This window comes from Streptomyces sedi (assembly GCF_006335015.1).
GTDB classification, from domain to species: domain Bacteria; phylum Actinomycetota; class Actinomycetes; order Streptomycetales; family Streptomycetaceae; genus Streptomyces; species Streptomyces sedi.
Map to the genome: position 1 here is coordinate 18,350 of NZ_VDGT01000009.1, position 21,466 is coordinate 39,815.

18 protein-coding genes are annotated in these 21,466 nt (G+C 74.8%); 6 read left to right on the forward strand and 12 right to left on the reverse strand.

Features of this window, described 5'->3' with window-relative positions; genetic code table 11:
• The first annotated feature begins 177 nt into the window (after window positions 1-177).
• The gene (locus FH715_RS13510; protein WP_139644870.1) at window positions 178-1,185 is read left to right on the forward strand and encodes a Gfo/Idh/MocA family protein; all 1,008 of its coding nucleotides are present in this window, start codon (window positions 178-180) and stop codon (window positions 1,183-1,185) included.
• Between the two features lie 9 nt (window positions 1,186-1,194).
• On the opposite strand, the gene FH715_RS13515 is transcribed toward FH715_RS13510, so the two are convergent.
• The 4 genes from FH715_RS13515 to FH715_RS13530 form a co-directional block, all read right to left on the reverse strand.
• Window positions 1,195-2,217 (reverse strand): hypothetical protein, encoded by a 1,023-nt coding sequence (locus FH715_RS13515; protein WP_139644872.1) that lies wholly within the window; start codon window positions 2,215-2,217, stop codon window positions 1,195-1,197.
• Complete coding sequence (locus tag FH715_RS13520) at window positions 2,210-3,349, reverse strand: hypothetical protein (protein WP_139644874.1); 1,140 nt, start codon at window positions 3,347-3,349, stop codon at window positions 2,210-2,212. The genes FH715_RS13515 and FH715_RS13520 overlap by 8 nt, the downstream gene beginning before the upstream one ends.
• A gap of 210 nt (window positions 3,350-3,559) precedes the next feature.
• Window positions 3,560-5,011, reverse strand: coding sequence for an argininosuccinate lyase (argH, locus tag FH715_RS13525; protein WP_139644876.1), 1,452 nt, complete (start codon window positions 5,009-5,011; stop codon window positions 3,560-3,562).
• A complete protein-coding gene (locus tag FH715_RS13530; RefSeq protein WP_139644878.1) occupies window positions 5,008-6,204 on the reverse strand; it encodes an argininosuccinate synthase in 1,197 nt (398 codons plus the stop codon). The genes argH and FH715_RS13530 overlap by 4 nt, the downstream gene beginning before the upstream one ends.
• A 483-nt stretch (window positions 6,205-6,687) precedes the next feature.
• Here FH715_RS13530 and FH715_RS13535 point away from each other — a divergent pair, with 483 nt between their 5' ends.
• On the forward strand, window positions 6,688-7,764 hold the full coding sequence (locus FH715_RS13535) for a polyprenyl synthetase family protein (protein WP_139644881.1): 1,077 nt from the start codon (window positions 6,688-6,690) through the stop codon (window positions 7,762-7,764).
• Between the two features lie 618 nt (window positions 7,765-8,382).
• Here FH715_RS13535 and FH715_RS13540 read toward each other — a convergent pair.
• From FH715_RS13540 to argC, 5 genes are all read right to left on the reverse strand, one after another.
• On the reverse strand, window positions 8,383-8,928 hold the full coding sequence (locus FH715_RS13540; RefSeq protein ID WP_139644883.1) for an arginine repressor: 546 nt from the start codon (window positions 8,926-8,928) through the stop codon (window positions 8,383-8,385).
• A gap of 16 nt (window positions 8,929-8,944) precedes the next feature.
• A complete protein-coding gene (locus FH715_RS13545; RefSeq protein ID WP_139644886.1) occupies window positions 8,945-10,141 on the reverse strand; it encodes an acetylornithine transaminase in 1,197 nt (398 codons plus the stop codon).
• Window positions 10,138-11,166, reverse strand: coding sequence for an acetylglutamate kinase (gene argB / locus FH715_RS13550; RefSeq protein WP_139644888.1), 1,029 nt, complete (start codon window positions 11,164-11,166; stop codon window positions 10,138-10,140). Before argB ends, FH715_RS13545 begins: the two co-directional genes overlap by 4 nt.
• A gap of 61 nt (window positions 11,167-11,227) precedes the next feature.
• Window positions 11,228-12,367, reverse strand: a complete 1,140-nt coding sequence (argJ, locus tag FH715_RS13555) for a bifunctional glutamate N-acetyltransferase/amino-acid acetyltransferase ArgJ (RefSeq protein WP_139644890.1) — start codon at window positions 12,365-12,367, stop codon at window positions 11,228-11,230.
• Complete coding sequence (argC, locus tag FH715_RS13560; RefSeq protein ID WP_139644892.1) at window positions 12,364-13,392, reverse strand: N-acetyl-gamma-glutamyl-phosphate reductase; 1,029 nt, start codon at window positions 13,390-13,392, stop codon at window positions 12,364-12,366. The genes argJ and argC overlap by 4 nt, the downstream gene beginning before the upstream one ends.
• A 194-nt stretch (window positions 13,393-13,586) precedes the next feature.
• On the opposite strand from argC, the gene FH715_RS13565 reads away from it, so the two are divergent.
• Both FH715_RS13565 and FH715_RS13570 read left to right on the forward strand, forming a co-directional pair.
• The gene (locus FH715_RS13565) at window positions 13,587-16,037 is read left to right on the forward strand and encodes an Hsp70 family protein (protein ID WP_139644894.1); all 2,451 of its coding nucleotides are present in this window, start codon (window positions 13,587-13,589) and stop codon (window positions 16,035-16,037) included.
• Between the two features lie 48 nt (window positions 16,038-16,085).
• On the forward strand, window positions 16,086-17,051 hold the full coding sequence (locus FH715_RS13570; protein WP_139644896.1) for a phosphotransferase family protein: 966 nt from the start codon (window positions 16,086-16,088) through the stop codon (window positions 17,049-17,051).
• A 208-nt stretch (window positions 17,052-17,259) separates the two neighbouring features.
• Here the strand turns inward: FH715_RS13570 and FH715_RS13575 are convergent, their stop codons facing one another.
• Complete coding sequence (locus FH715_RS13575; protein WP_139644898.1) at window positions 17,260-17,787, reverse strand: helix-turn-helix domain-containing protein; 528 nt, start codon at window positions 17,785-17,787, stop codon at window positions 17,260-17,262.
• Window positions 17,788-17,974: 187 nt separating this feature from the next.
• On the opposite strand from FH715_RS13575, the gene FH715_RS13580 reads away from it, so the two are divergent.
• Both FH715_RS13580 and FH715_RS13585 read left to right on the forward strand, forming a co-directional pair.
• Complete coding sequence (locus FH715_RS13580; protein ID WP_281290743.1) at window positions 17,975-18,451, forward strand: helix-turn-helix domain-containing protein; 477 nt, start codon at window positions 17,975-17,977, stop codon at window positions 18,449-18,451.
• A 267-nt stretch (window positions 18,452-18,718) separates the two neighbouring features.
• Window positions 18,719-20,245 (forward strand): outer membrane protein assembly factor BamB family protein, encoded by a 1,527-nt coding sequence (locus tag FH715_RS13585; RefSeq protein WP_139644902.1) that lies wholly within the window; start codon window positions 18,719-18,721, stop codon window positions 20,243-20,245.
• Here FH715_RS13585 and FH715_RS13590 read toward each other — a convergent pair.
• Both FH715_RS13590 and FH715_RS13595 read right to left on the reverse strand, forming a co-directional pair.
• A complete protein-coding gene (locus FH715_RS13590; RefSeq protein WP_139644904.1) occupies window positions 20,236-20,625 on the reverse strand; it encodes a thiol-disulfide oxidoreductase DCC family protein in 390 nt (129 codons plus the stop codon). The genes FH715_RS13585 and FH715_RS13590 overlap by 10 nt on opposite strands.
• 222 nt (window positions 20,626-20,847) lie before the next feature.
• On the reverse strand, window positions 20,848-21,408 hold the full coding sequence (locus FH715_RS13595) for a histidine phosphatase family protein (RefSeq protein WP_139644906.1): 561 nt from the start codon (window positions 21,406-21,408) through the stop codon (window positions 20,848-20,850).
• Window positions 21,409-21,466: the final 58 nt, after the last annotated feature.

Below are 21,466 nucleotides of genomic sequence, written 5' to 3' on the forward strand. Positions count from 1 at the left end.
TCTCGCGCCCGTCCCGCGCCCGCCGGGCTGCCGCGGGCAGCGGCCCGTTCGTCGTCGGGCGGATGCTCACCGTACCGGCAGTGTCCCGGCGGCGGCCGTGGCGGCGTCGACGGCGCGAACTACGATGATCGGCCGGTGGCCGCCCGCCGGGTGGCCTGGCACGACGAGGGAGCACGGATGGCTGACGAGCAGGCTGGACTGGCCGGGCGACCGGTGCGGTGGGGCATCCTCGCGACGGGTGGCATCGCCGACAGGTTCGTCTCGGACGTGGCGAAGCTGCCGGACGCCGAGATCGTGGCCGTCGGCTCGCGGACGGCGGAGTCGGCGGAACGGTTCGCCGGGCGGCACGGCATCGCCCGCGCGCACGGGAGTTGGGCGGCGCTGGCCGAGGACCCGGGGGTGGACGTCGTCTATGTGGCGACCCCGCACAGCGCGCACGCCGAGCCGGTGCGGCTGTGTCTGGAGGCCGGCACCCCGGTGCTGTGCGAGAAGCCGTTCACGCTGAACGCGGCGCAGGCGACCGAGCTGGTGGAACTGGCCAGGGAGCGCGGGGTCTTCCTGATGGAGGCCATGTGGACCTACTGCAGCCCCGTGGTGCGGCGGATGATGGGGGTGATCGCGGAGGGCGCGATCGGCGAGGTGCGGTCGGTCCACGTGGACTTCGGCTTCGTGGCGCCCACGGACCCGGCGCACCGGCTGCGCGACCCGAAGCTGGGCGGCGGGGCGCTGCTGGACCTGGGGGTGTATCCGGTGGCGTTCGCGCAGCTGGTGCTGGGCGAGCCGAGCGAGGTGCGGGCCTGGGCGGCGATGTCGGGCGGCACCGACGAGAACACCGGGCTGCTGCTGGGCTACGAGTCCGGCGCGGTCGCCGCGTTGACCTGCTCCTTCGTCGCGGACACCGCGCGGACCGCGGTGGTCACCGGCTCGCGGGGCCGGATCGAGGTTCCCCGGGGCTTTCTGCACCCGGAGAGCTTCGTGCTGCACCGCGCGGGCGCGGACGCGCCCGAGGAGTTCACCGCGCCGGGTCCCGCGGTGAGCTACGCCCACGAGGCGGCGGAGGTGGGACGGGCGCTGCGGGCCGGCGAGTTGGAGTCGCCGCTGGTCCCGTTGGACGGCACGCTGGCCGTGATGCGCACGCTGGACGCGGCGCGGCGGGAGATCGGGCTGCGCTACCCGGGCGAGTGAGGGCGGCGGCTACGGCGCCCGGCAGCCCAGGCGTTCCGCCTCCGCCGCCGCGTACGCGTCGAGCAGCGCCGGCACGTCGATCTCGCGCAGGGACGGGATCCCGAGGTGTCTGCCGCGCGCCATGACCTGGACGGTGGTGTCGCCGCACTCCAGCGCGACCACCGGCCGGGCCGACAGCTCGCCGTGGGTCCTGAACGGGCCCGCCAGGTGCGGGTCCTCGACGGTCACCAGGCTCAGGACCTGGTCCGGGTCGCCGGGGTCCATCACGCCGCAGACCCGGACCGGCCCGCCCGTCGGGCCGAGGATCGTGCGGGGCAGCCCGCCGGGGCGGTGGGCGCCGGTGCCGCAGAACTCCTCGCTGGCGTCCTCGGGCTCGTCCCACGAGCCCGGCGCGCCGGCGAGCGGGTTCCCCTCGGTGGGGTAACGCCCGTGGCAGTCGTGCCGGTCCAGCGCCGCGTTGGCCACCAGCAGGGCGGCGCGGGCCAGTTCGCCCGGTTCGGGGTCCGGCCAGTCGCCCTCGGCGCGCACGGAGACCACCCGGCTGTGTGACCTGCCGGGGAGGTCGGCCGGGCGGCAGTCGGGGGGCAGTTTCAGCCAGGCGGCGGTGGGGCCCGCCAGGCCGTCGGCCGCGCCGGCGTAGGGGACGAGGTCGGGGCGGAGGAAGTCGCGGGCCCAGGCGCCCTCGATGTCGAAGTCGTCGATCGGGCCGACGGTGACGGCGAGTTGGCGCCCGGAGGTGCCGGCGTCGACCAGCACGCGGCACTGGGTCCCGGGGGCGTCGAACGGGGTCGCGCCGTGCTCGACGACCGCCGCGTGGCCCTCGTCGCCGAGGAAGCCCGCCAGGTCGTCGGGGGTGAGGGCGTCCCAGCAGTACGACGCCCGGTCGTCCTGGTCGTCGGCGAGCGCGCCGACCCCGGCGGCGCCGCCGGCTCCGAGCAGCAGGCCGGCGAGCAGGCCGAGCAGGGGCGCGCGGCGGAGCGCCGGGGAACGGAGGGCGCCGCGCCACCGCGGGCTCGTCACGCGCTCAGGCATCGGGGGTCACCTCCCCGCAGCCGCGGTGGGGTGCCGTGGCCCGCGTGTAGTCGGCGAGGAGCCGGGGGGCGTCGTCCCTCTCGTACGCCGCGAAGAGTGTCCTGGCCGGCTCGGCCTCGTCGCCGCGCGCGCAGTCGAGGGCGGCGAGGGCCAACGAGCCGCCGTGGACGACCGTCGCGCCGTTCAGCCCCTCCGGGCCTTCCCAGTCGTCGACGGGGCGGGCGCCGAGGCGGTCGGCGAGGTCCTCCAGCAGGCGGGCGGTGTCGGGTTGGGCCGTGGAGAGCAGCACGGTCGCCGAGGTCGGCGGGCCGAAGGCGAGCCGGTCGCCCGCCCGCGCGTCGAAGCCGTGGAGGCGCCGCGCGACGGTGCAGACGGCCGTGTCGTCCCCGGCGCCCACGGCCGAGGTCCAGGCGTGGAAGTAGCCCCGCGCGCTGTTCAACGATTCGGTGGGGCGGCCCTCCTCCGGCAGGTCGGGGTGGCCGCACAGGTGTCGGGCGCCCTCCCGCTCCGTGGGCCGGCCCCCCACGGGGGCGATGTCCGTGGACGCGTCGAGCGGCCCGGCGTCCGGGTCGTCCTCCCCGGCCGCGCAGCCCGCCCCCGCCATGCCCCGGCGGGCGACCTCGACCAGCAACCCGGCCATGTGGGAGGGGCCGTTCGCCGGCCGCGAGCCGTGGGCGGCCTCGTCGCCCCTGTCGGTCCGCTCCTCGCTGTACCGGGTGGTCATGGTGACGACGGTGGGGGCGCCTTCGGTGTCGCACCGCTCGGGGAGCACCAGCAGCCCGTGCTCGGCGGAGACGCCGCCGGGCAGGCCGTCGGGCAACGGGGCGGCGTCTCCGCGCAGATGTTCCCGGGCCCAGGTGCCCAGCTCCTCGCGGCCGTCGGGCAGGGTGCCGTAGGAGACCTCCAGCACGTGGCGCCAGGGTTCGTCGCCCTCGTTCTCCGTCATCGTGACCGCCACCTCGCACCGGCCCTCGGGGTGCTCGGGCGTCGGCGGGGATTCGGAGACGGCGACGTCTCCGCCGGACCAGGGGGACTCGACGGCGCCCCAGGCGCCCCAGCAGTCCGCTTCGTCCGACCCCGGCTCGCCGGCCAGCACGACGGCGGTCGCCACGGTGGCGAGCGCCACGGCCACGCCGCAGCCCCCGTACAGCAGTTTGCGTCCGCGACGAGTCAGCCCCGTCCCCGCTCCCCCGACCACGCTGTTCCTCCCCGTCGCGCCGCCTCTCAGTGCGGCATCCTACGTGGGTTTTCGCGCGAGTTGGTGGCCGGGGTCCGACGCGCGACATGGGGCCCGATCCCGGGGTGGGATCGGGCCCCTGTCATGCGCGAGCGCGAACGGGTGTCAGACCAGTCCGGGCCTGGCGGCGAGCCAGCTCCGCTGCTCGCCCAGGTCGGCGCGGACCTCGGCGAGCTGGGCGGCGACCGCGACCGGGGCCGTGCCGCCCCGCGCGGAGCGGGCCGCCAGCGCGCCCTCGACGGTCAGCACCTCGCGGACCTCGGGGGTCAGCCGGGGCGAGATCTTGGCGAAGGTCTCGTCCGTCAGCTCGTCCAGCTCGATGCCCTCGGCCTCGGCGGCCTGGACGCACTCGCCCGCCGTCTCGTGCGCGTCGCGGAACGGCACTCCGCGCTTGACCAGCCACTCGGCGATGTCGGTCGCCAGCGAGAAGCCGGCGGGCGCCAGCTCGGCCATCCGCTCCGCGTTGACCGTGAGGGTGGCCAGCATCCCGGTGAACGCGGGGAGCAGCACCTCCAGTTGGTCGCAGGAGTCGAAGACCGGTTCCTTGTCCTCCTGGAGGTCGCGGTTGTAGGCCAGCGGCAGCGCCTTGAGGGTGGCGAGCAGACCCGTCAGGTTTCCGATGAGGCGGCCGGACTTGCCGCGGGCCAGCTCGGCGATGTCCGGGTTCTTCTTCTGCGGCATGATCGAGCTGCCGGTGGAGAACGCGTCGTGCAGGGTCACGAAGGAGAACTCCTTGGTGTTCCACACGATCACCTCCTCCGCGATCCGGGAGAGGTCGACGCCGATCATCGCGGTGACGAACGCGAACTCCGCCGCGAAGTCCCTGGCGGCGGTGCCGTCGATGGAGTTGGCCGAGGAGCCGCCCTCGAAGCCCAGCTCGGCGGCGACCGCCTCCGGGTCGAGCCCGAGCGAGGAACCGGCCAACGCGCCGGAGCCGTAGGGCGAGACGGCGGTGCGGGCGTCCCACTGCCGCAGCCGCTCCGCGTCCCTGGACAGCGCCTGCGCGTGCGCCAGCACATGGTGGGCGAAGAGCACCGGCTGGGCGTGCTGGAAGTGGGTGCGCCCCGGCATGGCCACGGCCGGGTGGGCCTCGGCCAGCGCGATCAGGGTCTCCTGGAGGTCACCCAGCAGGCCGGCGATGATCCGCGCGTGGTCCCGCAGATACATCCGGAAGAGGGTGGCCACCTGGTCGTTGCGCGAACGGCCCGCCCGCAGCTTGCCGCCCAGCTCCGGGCCGAGCCGCTCCAGCAGGCCGCGCTCCAGGGCGGTGTGCACGTCCTCGTCGGCGACGGTGCCGGTGAACGAGCCGTCCTCCACGTCGGCCGCCAGCCGGTCCAGGCCGGCGAGCATCGCGGTCAGCTCGGCCTCGTCGAGCAGCCCGGCGCGGTGCAGGACGCGGGCGTGGGCGCGGGAGCCGGCGATGTCGTAGGGGGCGAGCCGCCAGTCGAAGTGGACGGAGGCGCTGAGCTTCTCCAGCGCCTCGGCCGGCCCGTGGGCGAACCGGCCGCCCCAGAGCCGCACCTCGGGCCCGGCCCCGGTCTGCTGCTGCTCGGTCACGGGGCGACGTCCCTCTTGGCGGCGATCTTGCTGGAGAGCGAGAACAGGTCGATGAAGCCCTTGGCCAGCGACTGGTCGAAGCTGTCGCCCGTGTCGTAGGTGGCCAGGCTGAAGTCGTAGAGCGACTGCTCGGAACGCCGGCCGGTGACCACCGCGCGACCGCCGTGCAGGGTCATCCGGATGTCGCCGCTGACGTGCTGGTTGGCCTCGTTGACGAAGCCGTCCAGGGCGCGCTTGAGCGGGGAGAACCACAGGCCGTCGTAGACCAGCTCGCTCCACCGCTGCTCGACCTGCCGCTTGTAGCGGGCCAGCTCGCGCTCGACGGTGACGTTCTCCAGCTCCTGGTGGGCCGCGATCAGCGCGATGCCGCCCGGGGACTCGTACACCTCGCGGGACTTGATGCCCACCAGCCGGTCCTCGACCATGTCGATCCGGCCCACGCCCTGGGCGCCGGCCCGCTCGTTCAGCTCCTTGATGGCCTGGAGCATGGTGACCGGGCGGCCGTCGAGCGCGACGGGGGCGCCCTCGCGGAAGGTGATGACGACCTCGTCGGCCTCCCGGGGAGCGGCCGGGTCCTGGGTGTACTCGTAGATGTCCTCGATCGGGCCGTTCCAGATGTCCTCCAGGAAGCCGGTCTCCACGGCGCGCCCGAAGACGTTGGCGTCGATGGAGTAGGGGGACTTCTTGGAGGTGGCGATCGGCAGCCCCTTCTCCTCGGCGAAGGCGATGGCCTTGTCCCTGGTCATCGCGTAGTCCCGGACGGGCGCGATGCAGGTGAGGTCGGGGGCCAGGGAGGCGATGCCCGCCTCGAACCTGACCTGGTCGTTGCCCTTGCCGGTGCAGCCGTGGGCGACGGTGTCGGCGCCGTGCTTGCGGGCGGCGGCGACCAGGTGCTTGACGATCACGGGCCGGGAGAGCGCGGAGACCAGCGGGTAGCGGTCCATGTAGAGGGCGTTGGCCTTGACGGCGGGGAGGCAGTACTCCTCGGCGAACTCGTCCTTGGCGTCGACCACCTCGGCCTCGACCGCGCCGCAGGCCAGCGCGCGCTTGCGGATCACGTCCAGGCTCTCGCCGCCCTGACCGACGTCGACGGCGACGGCGACCACCTCGGCGCCGGTGGCCTCGGCGATCCAACCGATGCAGACCGACGTGTCAAGGCCGCCTGAGTAGGCGAGTACGACGCGCTGGGTCACGGTGTCTCCTTAGGGCAAGCAGTGCGGGTACCGCGCTGGACTTCACATGCGCTTCCTCGTGCGCCTCACACGGGGAACTGAGGAATAAGTATGCGAGCCTCTGCATGATTCGTCAAACCTGCTGGTCAACGGAGACCGCACGGGAGCGCCGGGCCGTTCCCCGGCGGCCCGGCGGCCGGGACGCGGACCGGACGCGGGCGAACTGGGGTACCGCGAAAGGGACTTGGCGGACGCCCCGCGTCACCCCCGGCACTCGGCGCGTTAACCCACACGGGTAGATCACCGGCCGGCCGTGGACGGCGGGAGGCGGCCGGCCGCCGGCGGGGAACCGCTGGTCAGCTCGGGCGCGCGTGGGTCACGCCGGCGCGCGCCGCACCGCGCGGCGCGGTCGTGGTGCGGCAGGCACCGTTTTGGTACCGCCCCGCTGCGGCCAAGCTGGACGCGACCGTTTGCCAGACGATCCGCCTGCGAGGGAGTCCGCCGATGACGACCGTTCCCGACACCCAGGACGAGTGCGACACCGCCCGCGAGGCACTGCGCGAGGCGCGGGCGCTGCTCGATCCCGAGCTGCGGACCTGGGTGCGCCGGCTACCGCCGCCGGTGGCGCGTGTCGCCTCCTACCACTTCGGCTGGACGGACAGCGCCGGCCGGCCCGACACGGCGCCGGCGGGCAAGGCGCTGCGGCCGACGCTGGTCTTCGCCGCCGCCGAGGCGGTCGGGGGGCGCTCGCAGGACGCGCTCGCGCCGGCGGTCGCCGTGGAGCTGACACACAACTTCTCGCTGCTCCACGACGACATCCTCGACGGCGACACCACGCGGCGGCACCGTGCCACCGCCTGGGCGGTCTTCGGCTCGTCCTCCGCGCTGCTCGCGGGCGACGCGCTGCTCAACCAGGCCGTCCGGGTGCTCACCGACGCGGACGCGCCGGCGCACGCGCTGACCGGCGTGCGCTGGCTGACCGAGGCCACCACCCAGCTGATCGAGGGCGAACAGGCGGACCTGCACTTCGAGGAACGTTCCCAGGTCTCCCTCGGCGAGTGCCTGCTGATGACCGAACGCAAGACCGCCGCGCTGCTGGCCTGCGCCTGCGCGCTCGGCGGCCTCTGGGGCGGCGGCGAGGAACGGGCGGTCGACGCGCTGCGCCGCTTCGGCCACCACCTGGGCATGGCCTTCCAGTTGACGGACGACCTGCTGGGCATCTGGGGCGATCCCGAGGTCACGGGCAAGCCCGCCGGCGCGGACCTCGCCAGCCGGAAGAAGTCGCTGCCGGTGGTCGCCGCGCTGGACTCCGGCACCCCGGCGGCGCGACGGCTGGCCGAGCTGTACACCGACGAGGAGTCGACGGACGGCGAGGAGTCGACAGACGGCGCGGAGGGCGGCCCGACGGTGGCCGCCCTCGCCGCACTGGTCGAGGAGGCCGGTGGCCGCGCCTGGGCCGAACGCGCCGCTGCCGAGGAACTCACCCTCGCGGAGGAGGCGCTGGCGTCCCTCCCGACGAGGGGCGAACCCGTCGAACGCCTGCGGTCCCTGGCGGAGATGGCCTGCCACAGGACCAGCTGACGCTGGCGGTCCGGGAGGTCGGGTGCGCTGTCGGCTGCCGGCCCGTGGACGGTTGCGCCGGGGACGGCAACGGAGCAGGGACGGCAGGCGCGTTGTCGGCTATCGGTCCGTGGATGGTTGCTCGCGCCGTTCCCCGCGCCCCCAGAGCCGTGGCGCGCGCAGTCGTCACCGGGCAGACCCGCCCCCCCAGAGCCGGGGCACGCGTAACCGGCCACGCGCACCGGCAACAACCCCAGGGGCGCGGGGAACGGCGCGGTGCATCCGTGACGGGCCGCAGACGACAACCGAGCCGAGACACCAGGCGCGTTGTCGGCTACCAGCCCGGTGGACAGTTGCTCGCGCAGTTCCCCGCGCCCCCAGGGGCGCGGCGCGCGCAGCCGTCACCGGCCAGACGCACCCCCAGAGCCGGGGCGCGCGTAACCGGCCACGCGCACCGACGACACCCCCAGGGGCGCGGGGAACGGCGCGGTGCATCCGTGGCGGGCCGCAGACGACAACGGTTCGTCACCGGCAAGGTGGGTCGTCGGCTACCAGCCCGGTGGACAGTTGCTCGCGCAGTTCCCCGCGCCCCCAGAACCGTGGCGCGCGCAGTCGTCACCGGGCACCCCCGGCAAGGGGCTATTCGTCGCGTTGGGCCAGGCGGAGCAGGTGGTCGGCGAGGGACTGGCCGCCGTCGGGGGCGCGGCTGATGAGGAGGAGGGTGTCGTCGCCGGCGATGGTGCCGAGGATGTCGTGGACCTCCGCCTGGTCGATCGCCGAGGCGAGGAACTGCGCGGCGCCCGGCGGGGTGCGCAGCACCACCAGGTTGGCCGAGGCCTCCGCGGAGATCAGCAGCTCGCCGGCGAGGCGGGCCATCCGTTCCTCCTTGGCGGACTCCCCCAGCGGCGCCCTCGGCGTCCGGTAGCCGCCCTCGCTCGGCACGGCGTAGATCAGCTCACCGCTCGCGTTGCGGATCTTCACCGCGCCCAGCTCGTCGAGGTCCCGGCTGAGCGTCGCCTGGGTGACGCTCAGCCCGTCGTCGGCGAGCAGCTTGGCGAGCTGGCTCTGGGAGCGCACCGGGCCCCGGTTGAGGATCTCGACGATCCTGCGGTGCCGGGCCGTTCGGGTCTGGGGAACCGCGGGCCCGTTGCCCGATCCGCCCCTGGGCTGCGCCTGGTCCGTCATGCTCCCTCTCCGGTTGTCATCCTTGGCCCTCGCCGGCCGCCTCGGCCGCCGCGTCCAGCGCCGCGGGCAACGCGGCCAGGAACGCGTCGACCTCCGCGTTCCCGATGATCAGCGGGGGTGCCAGCCGCAGCACGTCGGGAGCGACGGCGTTCACCAGCAGCCCCGCGTCCTGGGCGGAACGTTGCGCCAGCGCGGCGACGGGCTCGGTGAGCACGATACCGAGCAGCAGCCCGGCGCCCCTGACCCCCTCGACCAGCGGGTGCCCCAGCCGCTCGACTCCGTTCCGCAGCAGCTCGCCGGTCGCCTTGACCCGCCGCAGGATGTCCTCGGACTCGACGGTGTCCAGCACGGCCAGCGCGGCGGCGCAGGAGACCGGGTTGCCGCCGAAGGTGGAGCCGTGCCGGCCGGGTGTGAAGAGCTCGGCCGCCCGCCCGAAGGCCAGGGTCGCGCCGATCGGCAGCCCGCCGCCGAGCCCCTTGGCCAGCGTGACGACGTCGGCCTCGACGCCCTGGGCCTGGCCGGCGAACCAGTGCCCGGTGCGGCCGATCCCGGTCTGCACCTCGTCGAGCACCAGCAGCGCGCCGTTGGCCGTGGCGATCTCGCGGGCGGCGGCGAGGTAGCCGTCCGGTGGGACGACCACGCCGTTCTCGCCCTGCACCGGTTCGAGGACCACCAGCGCGGTCTCCTCGGTGACGGCGGCGCGCAGCGCCTCGGCGTCGCCGTAGGGCACATGGGTCACGTCCCCCGGCAGCGGGAGGAAGCCGTCCTGCTTGCCGGCCTGCCCGGTGAGCGCCAGCGCGCCCACCGTCCGCCCGTGGAAACCTCCGTCGGCGGCGACCATGTGCCGCCGCCCGGTGAGCCGGCCCAGCTTGAACGCGGCCTCGTTGGCCTCGGCGCCCGAGTTGGAGAAGAAGACCCGCCCCGGCCGGCCGGCCAGTTCGAGCAGCCGTTCGGCGAGTGCCACCGGCGGCTCGGCGACGAACAGGTTGGAGACATGGCCCAGCGAGGCGACCTGACGGGAGACCGCCTCGACGACGGCGGGGTGGGCGGTGCCGAGCGAGTTGACGGCGATGCCGCCGACGAAGTCCAGGTACTCGCGCCCGTCGGCGTCCCAGAACCTGGCGCCCTCGCCGCGCGTCAACGGCACCCTCGGCAGGCCGTAGTTGTCCATCAGGGAAGCCTGCCACCTGGCGTGCAGGGACTCGTTGCTCATCGGGACTCTCCCTCGGTGGGCGCGGTGCTGGGCGCCGCGTGGGACGCGGCCTCCGGAACGGGGTGGTCGTCGGGGACGACCATCGTGCCGATCCCCTCGTCGGTGAAGATCTCCAGCAGGATGGAGTGCTGCACCCGGCCGTCGATGACGCGGGCGGTGCGCACCCCGCTGCGGACGGCGGTCAGGCAGCCCTCCATCTTGGGCACCATCCCGCTGGCCAGCTCGGGCAGCAGCCGCTCCAACTCGCTGACGGTCAGCCGGCTGATGACCTCGTCGCTGGCCGGCCAGTCGGCGTACAGGCCCTCGACGTCGGTGAGGACCATCAGCGTCTCGGCGCCCAGCGCGGCGGCGAGCGCGGCGGCGGCGGTGTCGGCGTTGATGTTGTAGACGTGGTCGTCGTCGGCGCTGCGGGCGATGGAGGAGATGACGGGGATGCGCCCGTTGTCCAGCAGCGCCTGGACGGCGCCGGTCTCGACGGCGGTGATCTCGCCGACCCGGCCGAGGTCGACGGGCTGGCCGTCGACCTCGGCCAGCCGCTTGACGGCGGTGAGGATGTGGGCGTCCTCGCCGGTCATGCCGACGGCGAGCGGGCCGTGCCGGTTGAGCAGTCCGACCAGCTCGCGCTGCACCTGGCCGGCGAGCACCATCCGGACCACCTCCATGGTCTCGGGGGTGGTCACGCGCAGGCCCGCCCTGAACTCGGACTCCAGGCCGAGGCGTTCGAGCTGTCGGCTGATCTGCGGGCCGCCGCCGTGCACCACCACCGGGCGCAGGCCGGCGTGGCGCAGGAAGACGACGTCCTGGGCGAAGGCGGCCTTCAGCTCCTCGTCGACCATGGCGTTGCCGCCGAACTTGATCACCACCGTCCTGCCGTGGTGGCGGGTGAGCCACGGCAGGGCCTCGATCAGGGTGCGTGCCTTGGGCAGCGCGGTGTGGCGGCGGGCGCCGCCCGCGCCCGGGTCGTCGGTGGTGGCGGAGGGTTCGGGGTCGGGGGCTGGGGCGGCCTTCGGTGCGTTGACCGTCATCACACGCTTTCGGCTCGGGGAACGGTGCCGCCGGCAGGTGCGCGGCGGCGGGTCGGTGGTCTCAACGGGCGGCGCCGGCCGCCCAGTCCGTGGTCCACAGGGAGGCGGAACGGTCCCCCGCGCCCAGGTCGACGGCGAGCCTCACCTCGCGGAAGCGCAGGTCGACGGCGGCGGCGTCCTCGGCGGGGGCGCCGTCGCGGCAGACCTGGACGCCGTTGATCGCCACGGCGAGCCGGTGCGGCTCGACGGGCGCGCCGCTCGCGCCGGCGGCGGCGGCCACGCGGGGCCAGGCGGGGTCCTCGGCGCGCAGCGCCGCCTTGACGAGCGGGTCGCGGGCGACGGCACGGGCGACGGTCAGCGCCTGCTCCTCGTCGGCGGCGCCGGTCACCTCGACGGCGATCTCCTTGGTGGCGCCCTCCGCGTCCTTCACCAACTGCCGTGCGAGGTCGGCGCAGACGGCGCGCACCGCCTCGTCGAACTCCCCCGGGTCCGGCGCGGTGCCGGAGGCGCCGGAGGCGAGCAGCAGCACGGTGTCGTTCGGGGAGGCGACGGCGTCGGCGTCGATCCGCTCGAACGTGACGCGGGTCGCGGCGCGCAGCGCCCGGGCCAGCTCGGGCGCGGGGAGGTCGGCGTCGGTGGTGAGCACCACCAGCAGCGTGGCGAGGGAGGGCGCGAGCATCGGGCCGCCCTTGGCCATGCCGCCGACGGTCCAGCCGGCGCCGTCGCCGCCGCGCACGGCGGCCGTCTTGGGCTGGGTGTCGGTGGTCATGATCGCGCGGGCGGCGCGGTCGCCGCCGAACTCGGAGAGCCGCGCGGCGGCGGCCTCCACGCCGGGCAGCAGCCGGTCGAGCGCGGGCCGCACGCCCATCGGGCCGGTGGCGGCCAGCGCGACCCGCGCGGCGTCGCGGTCCAGCAGGCGGGCGGTGTGCTCGACGACGGCGTGGGCGTCCTGGAAACCGGGCGGCCCGGTGCAGGCGTTGGCGCAGCCGGCGTCGACCAGCACGGCGGCGACCGCGCCGCCGCGCAGCACCTGCTCGGTCCACAGGACGGGGGCGCCCTTGACGCGGTTGGTGGTGAACACCCCGGCGGCGGCCAGGCGGGGCCCCTCGTTGACGACGAGCGCCAGGTCGGGCGCGCCGTCGGGGGCGTGGCCCGCGGCGACGCCGGTGGCGGTGAAGCCGACGGGGGCGGTGACGCTCACGGCGCGATCCCGTTCAGTGGGAGGCCGGTCTCCTCGGGGAGGCCGAGCGCGAGGTTCATGGACTGGACGGCGCCGCCGGCGGTGCCCTTGGTGAGGTTGTCGATCGCGCTGACGGCGACGAGCCGGCCGGCGGCCTCGTCGAGGGTGACCTGGAGCAGCGCGGCGTTGGAGCCGACGACGGCCGCCGTCCGCGGCCACTGCCCCTCGGGCAGCAGCCGCGTGAACGGTTCGCCGGCCAGCGCCTCGGCGTAGCTCTCGCGGATCGCGGCTGCCGTGGTGCCGGGGCGGACGCGGGCCGTGCAGGTGGCGAGGATGCCGCGCGGCATGGGCGCGAGCGTCGGGGTGAACGAGACGGTGACGGGCTCGCCGGCGAGCCCCGAGAGGTTCTGCGCGATCTCGGGGGTGTGGCGGTGGCCGCCGCCCACGCCGTAGGGGCTCATCGAGCCCATCACCTCGCTGCCGAGCAGGTGCGGCTTCAGCGCCTTGCCGGCGCCCGAGGTGCCGGAGGCGGCGACGATCACCGCGTCGGGCTCGACGAGGCCGGCCGCGTAGGCGGGGAAGAGCGCCAGGCTGACGGCGGTCGGGTAGCAGCCGGGCACGGCGATACGCCGGGTGGCGCGCAACGCCTCGCGCGCGCCGGGGAGTTCGGGCAGGCCGTAGGGCCAGGTGCCGGCGTGCGGGGTGCCGTAGAAGCGTTCCCACACGGCGGGGTCGCGCAGCCGGAAGTCCGCGCCGCAGTCGACGACCAGCACGTCCTCACCCAACTCCTCGGCGACGGCGGCCGACTGGCCGTGGGGCAGCGCGAGGAAGACGACGTCGTGCCCGGCCAGCGTCTCGACCGAGGTCGGGTCCAGCACCCGGTCGGCCAGCGGCACCAGGTGTGGCTGGAGCCCGCCGAGCGCCTGCCCGGCGTTGGCGTGCGCGGTGACCGCGCCGATCTCCATCTCCGGGTGCGCCGACAACAGCCGCAGCACCTCTCCCCCCGCGTACCCGCTGGCGCCCGCCACCGCAGCCCGCACTGCCATCGCCTCCTCCGTGGAATAGCATGACTATACGTAGCCAGGCACGTTTATGCAATGGCGCCTCGGTGGAGGCGCCCGCGCGGCGGAGGCGTCCGCGCGCACGGGGCCCGGCCGCGGTCGGGGAACGTAACCTGCCGGTGTGCGCCGCGCGTTGGCGCGCCGGGGCCCGCGGGCGCGGGGTGACGAAGGGGGCCGGGGTGGAACCGCTGAGGGCCGGGGATCCGGAGAAGGTGGGCGGGTTCCGGTTGCGTGGCCGGCTGGGTGCCGGCGGGATGGGCGAGGTGTTCCTGGGTTGGTCGCCTGGCGGGCGGGCGGCGGCGGTGAAGGTGGTGCACCCGCATCTGGCGCGGCGGGAGGAGTTCCGGCGGCGGTTCGCGCGGGAGGCCGCGGCGGCCCGCGCCGTGGGTGGGGCGTTCACGGCCCCGGTGATGGCGGCGGGGCCGGAGGACGACCCGCCGTGGATCGCGACCGTCTACGTTCCCGGGCCCGATCTGGCGACGGCGGTCGGCGTGGCCGGGCCGTTGCCCGAAGGCGCGGTGTGGCGGCTGGCGGCGGGGCTGGTGGAGGCGTTGGAGGCCGTGCACGCGGCGGGGGTGCTGCACCGGGACCTGAAGCCGTCGAACGTGCTGGTGGCCGCCGACGGGCCGCGGGTGATCGACTTCGGGATCGCCCGGACGCGGGAGGACACCGCGCTGACGGCGACCGGCATGGTGGTGGGGACGGCGGGCTTCATGGCGCCCGAGCAGGCCGAGGGCGGCGAGGTCGGCCGGCCGGGCGACGTGTTCGCGCTGGGCGCGGTGCTCGCGTTCGCCGCCACGGGGGCCGAGCCCTTCGGGGAGGGCCCGCCGCTGGCGGTGCTCCACCGGGTGGTCAACGGGCGGCCCCGGTTGGACGGGCTCACGGGACCGCTGCGCGCACTGGTCGACGACTGCCTGGCGAAGGAGCCCGGTGAACGGCCCACGCTCACCGCGCTGCTGGAGCGGATCGCCGCGCACTGGGAGCCGACCGGCGAGGCCCCTGGCCACTCGCCCTGGCCGGACGCCGTCACCGCCCTCGTTGAGCGGCACGCGGCGCCCCCGACCGCCCCCTACACCGAGGCCGAGGGGGCCGCGGCGCCGCCGGGCGCCGCGCCCGGCGCGGCGCGCGGGGCCGCCGTCGGCATCGACTTCGGCACGGCGCACTCGGCGGTTGCCGTCCTGGAAGGGGGCGAGGTCTCACTGGTCCCCAACGCCCAGGGCGCGCACACCACCCCCAGCCTGGTGGCCCTCACCGCCGAGGGGGACGTCCTGCTCGGCACGGCCGCCGCGCGGCAGGTCCTCACCAACCCCGACTTCACCCCGCACGCCGTCAAGCCGCAGCTGGGCACCGACTGGCGTGTCACCCGGGGCGGCGTCCGGCTGACCGCCGAGGACATCGCCGGGCTGGTCCTCGCCCGGCTGCGCGAGGACGCCGAGGACTACCTCGGCCACCCGGTCACCGACGCGGTGCTGGCGGTGCCCGCCGGCTTCCACCGCGACCAGCGGGCCGCGCTGCGCCGGGCCGGCGAACGGGCGGGGCTCACCGTCCTGCGCGTGATCAACGAGACCTCGGCCACGGCGATGAGCTACGGCGCGCGCCGGGACGACCGCACCGTCCTGATCGTCGACCTCGGCGCGGGCACCCTGGACGTCTCCGTGGCCGAAGTCGGCGACGGCGTCGTGGAGAACTGGGCCACCGCCGGCGACCCCCGGCTCGGCGGCGACGACTGGGACCTGCGGATCGTCAGGCATCTGACCGAGCGCGTGCGGCTGCGGCACGGCGTGGACCTCACCCGTGACGTCGCCGCGGCCCGGCGGCTGCGCGAGACGGCCGAGGCCGCGAGGATCGAGCTGTCGGCGGCGCGCACCGCGACCCTGCGGCTGCCCTACCTCGCCACCGGGCCGGACGGCCCCGTCCACCTCGAAGAGGAGTTGACCCGCGAGGAGTTCGAGGAACTCACCCGCGACCTGCTGGAGCGCTGCCGCGCCCCCGTCGCGCGGGTGCTCGCCGACGCCGAGCACACGCCCGCCGACATCGACCAGGTCGTCCTGACGGGCGGCGCCACCCGGATGCCCGCGGTGGGCGACCTGGTCCGGCGGCTCACGGACGGGCGCGCGCCCGACCGGCCCCTGGGCCCGGGCGCGGTCGCCGGGGGTGCCGCCCTGGTGGCGGGCGTCCTGACCGGCGCGGTGAGGGACGTACTCCTCCTCGACGTCACCCCCCACTCGATCGGCGTCGAGACCCACGGGGGCACGACCACGAAGCTGATCCAGCGGAACACGACGATCCCCACCAAGCGCTCCGACCTCTTCACCACACGCGCGGACGACCAGACCGTGGCCGTGCTCCACTTCGTGGAGGGCGAGCGCGAGGAGGCGGCGCGCAACCGGACCCTCGCGCTCCTCGAACTCTCCCTGCCCACCGCCCCCGGCGGCGTGCCCCGGATCGAGGTGACGGCCGACTGCGACGCCAACGACATCCTCCATGTCACGGCCAGGGACCTCGCCACGGGCAACGAGACGGGCGCCACCGTCGACCGGGCGGCGGGGGAACGGGCGGCGGCGTTCCTCCGTTCCAACCGCTGGGCGGGCCTGCGCGAACTCACCCCCGTGCCCCTCCCCGTCCCCTGACGGGCCGTCCGTGCCCCGCCCGCCGCGCGCCCGTGCGACCCTGGGGCCATGTGCGCCCCGGGTCAGCAGGAGGACGCGACGGCCGAGTGGGACGCCGCCCGCGCCTGGGTCGAGGAGACGCTGGGACGGCGCGGCCGGGTCACGCGCGTCGACCCGCTGCGGGGCGGCTGGACCTCGCGGATGCGCCGGCTCGTGGTCTCGGACGCGGACGGGACGCGCACCGTCGTGCTGCGCTCCCTCGTCCGGCCGTTCTTCGCGCGCCACGCGGAGGGGCTGCTCACCCGCGAGGCGCGGACGCTGCGGCTCCTGGCGGGGACGGACGTGCCGGCGCCGCTGTCGCTCGGGTTCGACGCGGGCGCCGCGCGGTGCGTGCACCCGTCGTCGCTGATGACCTGGCTGCCGGGGCGGCTGCGGCTGGAGCAGGCGGGGCACGGGCGGCGTGTGCCCGCGCTGGCGCGCGAGCTGGCGCGGCTGCACGCCGTGCGCGTCCCGGAGGAGCGACGCCCCAGGGTCTACCAGGCGTGGACCTCGGCCGAGCGGGTCGTCGCGCCGACCACCGGGCGGCCGGACCTCTGGGCCCGGGCGGTGGCGGCGATCCGGCGGGAGCCGCCGGGGTACCGCGGACGGCTGCTCCACCGCGACTTCCACCCGGGCAACGTCCTGTTCGCCGGGGAGGGCGCCGCCCTCTCGGTGAGCGGGGTGGTCGACTGGGTCGAGACCTCGTGGGGGCCGGCCGACCTGGACGTGGCGCACTGTGCGACCGCGCTGGCGCTCCTGCACGGTCCGGACACGGGGATGCGCTTCGCCGACGCGTACGTGTCCGCCGGGGGAGAGCTGGAGCGGGAGCCGGGCGCCCATCTGTACTGGCGGCTGCTGGACGCGCTGGCGTACGCCCCGTACGCGGAGAAGGTCGCCGGGCCCTGGCGCGAGTGCGGCAGGAACGACCTGACGCCCGGGGTACTCGCCGCACGACTGGAGGACTACCTGGGGCTTCTCCTGCGGCGGTACGGCTGAGTCGCGCTTCCCCGGGGCAGCCACGGGACGCGGCGAGGGGGCCCGCACGCACGCGGGCCGCGCGGCCGGGTGGCCGCGCGGCCCTGGGTCGTCGGTGGCGCTTCCGGAGCCCTTCTCTCCGGGGAACGCGGGGCTCACGCGTCCGGTTGCCGGGCTCGCACCATGCGTGGAGGTGTGCCGAACAACGTCGCGCGCTCGGACGGGACGCCTAGCGACCGCCGTCCTGTTCCTCGTCGAGTGCCTTGACCAGCGCGGCGCGCACCCGCGCCCACACCGCGCCGGCCTGGTCGAGCTGGGCCGCCGTCGCGCCGGGCTGGGCCCTGGCGACGATCGCGACCTGGATCTGTCCGTCCGGCGTGCCCAGAGACTGGACTTCGGAGTCGATCAACTCGCCCTGTGAGAGAGCCTTGCGGACCACCAGGGACAGCCCCGCCTGGCCGGAGTCGCCCGCGACGGTCGGCTCCTTCTGGCTCTTGCCCGCGGTGGACCGCTCGATGTCGTCAAGGGTCACCGGGTCCCCGCCCTCCAGCACGAGCCGCAGCGACTCCGGCGCCCAACCGACCATCTCCGCATAGCGGTTGATGGTCCCGGTGAGCTTCTTGATGGCACCCTTCTCGATGTTGTAGATGGCGCCGCGCTCCACTGTCAGGGACTTGGCGACGAACTTCTGTTGAAGCCCACGGCTCTCCCGCGCGCGCTTCAACATCGTTCCCAGTCGTGCCCAGTCTTGAGTCATGCACTGTAGGTTGCCGCACCTAAGCGCAACGCACCAGGCCCAAATCAGCCATTGATCAGCATGTGCCACGCCCCCAGGTTGACCGATGCTTACCGGGCTTCGCTGCTAAGCAACTACGATGCCTTAATGGATAGTTACTGATCTTCAATAGTTGCTCACGCATCGTGCGTGCCCCTATCCTCTGAACGTGACACCGAACGGCACCGCGATCCGTGCCATCCGCGTGGTACGACGGATGAGCCTGCGACAACTGGCCCGGCTCACGGATCTGGACCGAGGCCACATCTCCCGTCTGGAACGCGGCCTGGCCGGCGCCAGCGAGGCGAGCCTGCACCGGATCGCCACGGTGCTTGAGGTGCCGGTGGCGGACCTTCTCCGCGCCGACGACGAGCCCCCGCCACCGCCCCGACCGGAGCGAGACGTGCCCGCACCTGGGACTCCGGACGGCGAGCTGTTCCACTACACGCCCGAGGAGGCCGCGCGCTGGCTGCCGTGGTCGGCGCGCTGGCTGCGCCGCAAGGCGCGGCTGCGCGAGATTCCGCACAACCGGGGCGCGGGCCAGATCACCCTCACCGGACGGGACATCCAGGAGATCTCGACCATGACCGCGGTCCGCCCGACACCGGACGAGCACGGCGAGCCACCGGACCGATCCCCCGCGTGACGGTTCCGGAGCGCGGGGCTCCCGGGTGGCCGAAATCAACTGGACACGTTGGGTAGTCAACCCCGTTGAGGCGCGCCCCCGTTGACGCCCCCGTGCGCACCGACCCGCCGGCGCGCGGAACGGGAATGCCTGTGCGGTCCCACGGAACGGAACCGGAGCGGTACCGCGCGCGTCGCGACCGACGAGGGTCGTCCGCTCGTTCCGCGCCACCGGGGCCACACGACGGGCATCGCCCCACCCGCCCGTCACCCGACCGAGGGGGCCGCCGTGCAGCAGCCAGAGACCAACCCGTACTCGGGAGCTCCGCTCCCCGGGCCGCCGAGCCCGCCGCCGCCGGGCCGGTTCGGCCCGCCTCCCTCCCCGCCGCCCCCTCCTCCCGGGCCCGGGCGCCGGCGCGGACCCTGGGTGCTGCTCGCCGCCGCCCTGGGCCTGGTGCTCGTGGTGGCCGGTGGCGGCGCCGCCGCCTGGCTACTGCTCGACGGAGACGACGGGGACACGCGCGCCACCAACGAGGACGGCCCGAAGGAACCGACGGACCTCGAACCCGCGGACGGCTCCCTGGTGTTCGCCGAGGGAGCACCCGGGATCTCCCCCGACCGCTCCGCGCTCGTGGCGCGCGGCGCGTGGTTCGTCGACGGCGCGCTGGTCAGGGTCCTGGACAGCGCGGTCGTCGCCCAGGACCCGGGCACCGGCGAGGAGCTGTGGCGCCTGCCCGTCGAACGCAACGTCGACCGCAGCCAACGAGAGTGCCCGGTCTCGGCGAACGTCGACGAGAACCGGATCGCCCTGCTCCAGGGCGGCCACTGCGAGATGCTGACGGTGGTGGACATCGCCGCCGGCGAGGAACTGGTCACCTGGCCAGTGGAACTGCCGGCACCCCCCGGCCCCTACGACGAACCGGCGATCATCGGCGACACGGTCGCCCTCGCTGGCGGCTCGGCCACCGGGGGCGCCGGCTACCGGATCAGCACCGGTGAACGGCTCTGGTACGCCAACCGCTACGACGACGGCTGCGCCGACGTCGGATACGGCGTGATCGAGGGGGAGTTGGTGGCCCGGCACGGCTGCGGCGAGCAGGTCGTCCACGACGCGGAGAGCGGCGGCTCGGTCCGAGGACTGGACGAGGAGGGCAACGAGGCGTGGAGCTGGGAATACACCCCCGAGTACGAGGAGGGAACGCTGTCCGTCGACGGCGTCCTCGCCCTGGAGCCCCTCACCGTCCTCGCCTCCCTCGGCGACGGCGAGGGAGAGGTCGGAGCCGACGCGGTCCTGGTGGTAAGCGACAACCTCGCCGCCGTCTCACACCGGGTGGACTTCGACTCCGAGCGTCACGCCAACTGCGCGGCGTCGAACGTGCGTTGCCCCGTGGTGCCGGGTGAGGAAGGCAAGGTGCTCCTCGTGCCGACCGCGACGGCGGGCGAGACCGGCGGGGAACTGGTCGCCTTCGACCTGACCACCGGGGATCCCATCTGGGAGGCCACGCCGACCGAGGGGCACGAGGAACTGATCCCGTTCCTGGGTCCTGGCGACTCGCTCCACGCCTACCAGCCGTCGGCCGGCAGCCTCCCCGGGTCGCTGGTGGCCCTCTCGGCCGAGACCGGCGAGTCCCGCACGGTGATGCGCCTGGACGAGAGCGCGGCGGAGCGCGAGACGGCGATGGTGCGCAAGGCCGGCGTGGCGACCACCAGGCCGGTGGCGCCGCTGTGGCATCCGGAGACGGCGACGTTCGCGCTGGTCAGCGAGGAGTTCTCCAGCCGTGAGCAGGGACTGCCCGCGCTGCTGGTCTACCGCTGAGCGCCCGGGGGCCGCGGCAGGGCACAGGCGGCGGTGCCGCCCGGCATCCGCTGGCGGTTGCGGGCGACCAGCCGGTAGACGCCGGCCGCCAGCCAGTTGACGGGCGGAACCCTCAGCGACGCGCCCAGCGGCGCCCAGGCGCCGCCGGCCCGCATCAGCAGCTTCGCGACGCCGGCCGCGCCGCCGTACACCCGACCGTTCGGCGTCACCCACAGCACCTCGTGCCGGGCGCGTTCCTCGGTGACGCCGAGCGCGTCGAGGTCGGCGAACTGCCAGGCCACGATGGTGCAGTCCGGTCTGATCCAACGCTCGGCGAAGTTCACCGAGGTGGTACAGAAGCCACAGTCGCCGTCGAAGACCAGCACCGGTCGCGCGTTCATGCCTCCATGGTGCCGGACCGCCGCCCGCCGGGGTCGGCGGGGTGCGCCGTCCGCTCCGCTCGGGCCCGGCGCGGCGACGGTGACCGGTGAGCCGGGGCGGGCACCTAACCAGTGTGCCGAGCGCTTAACCAGTGGACCAGTCGCTTGACCAGTGGGGACCGGCCGCCTAATCAGTGTGCCCGGCCCCTTGACCAGTGCGACGGCGAGAGCGGTCGAGGCGGCTCAACCGAGCCGCAGGGTCCAACGCCCCCGGCAGCCGCTCAGGCTGACCACGGAGAGCGGGTGGACCTCGGTCCGCCAGTAGGAGGCGGGCGGCGCCTTGAGCGCGTAGAGCATCGCGGCCCTGATCACGGCCGGTTCGGTGACCGCGACGACCAGGCCCTCGCCCTCGACGGGGCGGGTGTCCAGCCAGGCCCCGACGCGGGAGACGAAGGCCAGCAGGGACTCCCCGCCGTGCGGCGCGGACCTCGGGTCGGCCAGCCAGACGTCGACCGCCTGCGGCTCCCGCCGCGTCACCTCCTGGAGGGTCATGCCGCGCCATCGGCCCATGTCGCAGTCCCGCAGGGCGAGTTGGACCAAGGGCGCCAGGCCGAGCGCGTCCCCTGTCTGGCGGCTGCACGGCGTCGGTGAGCAGTAACGTAACTCGGCTGCCGCCAGCGGCAGCAGCATCGGGATGGCGTGCTCCAGGGCCTGCCATCCGGCCGCGTCCAGGGGGCGCTCGTCGTCGAACCGGGCGTCCAGAAGCGAGGAACTGCGGGCAGCGGCTATCAGCGTTACCAGCATGGGCGTGATGGTACGAACACCTGGAGGAGTAGACCACTACTCGCGCGTTAATTCTCCG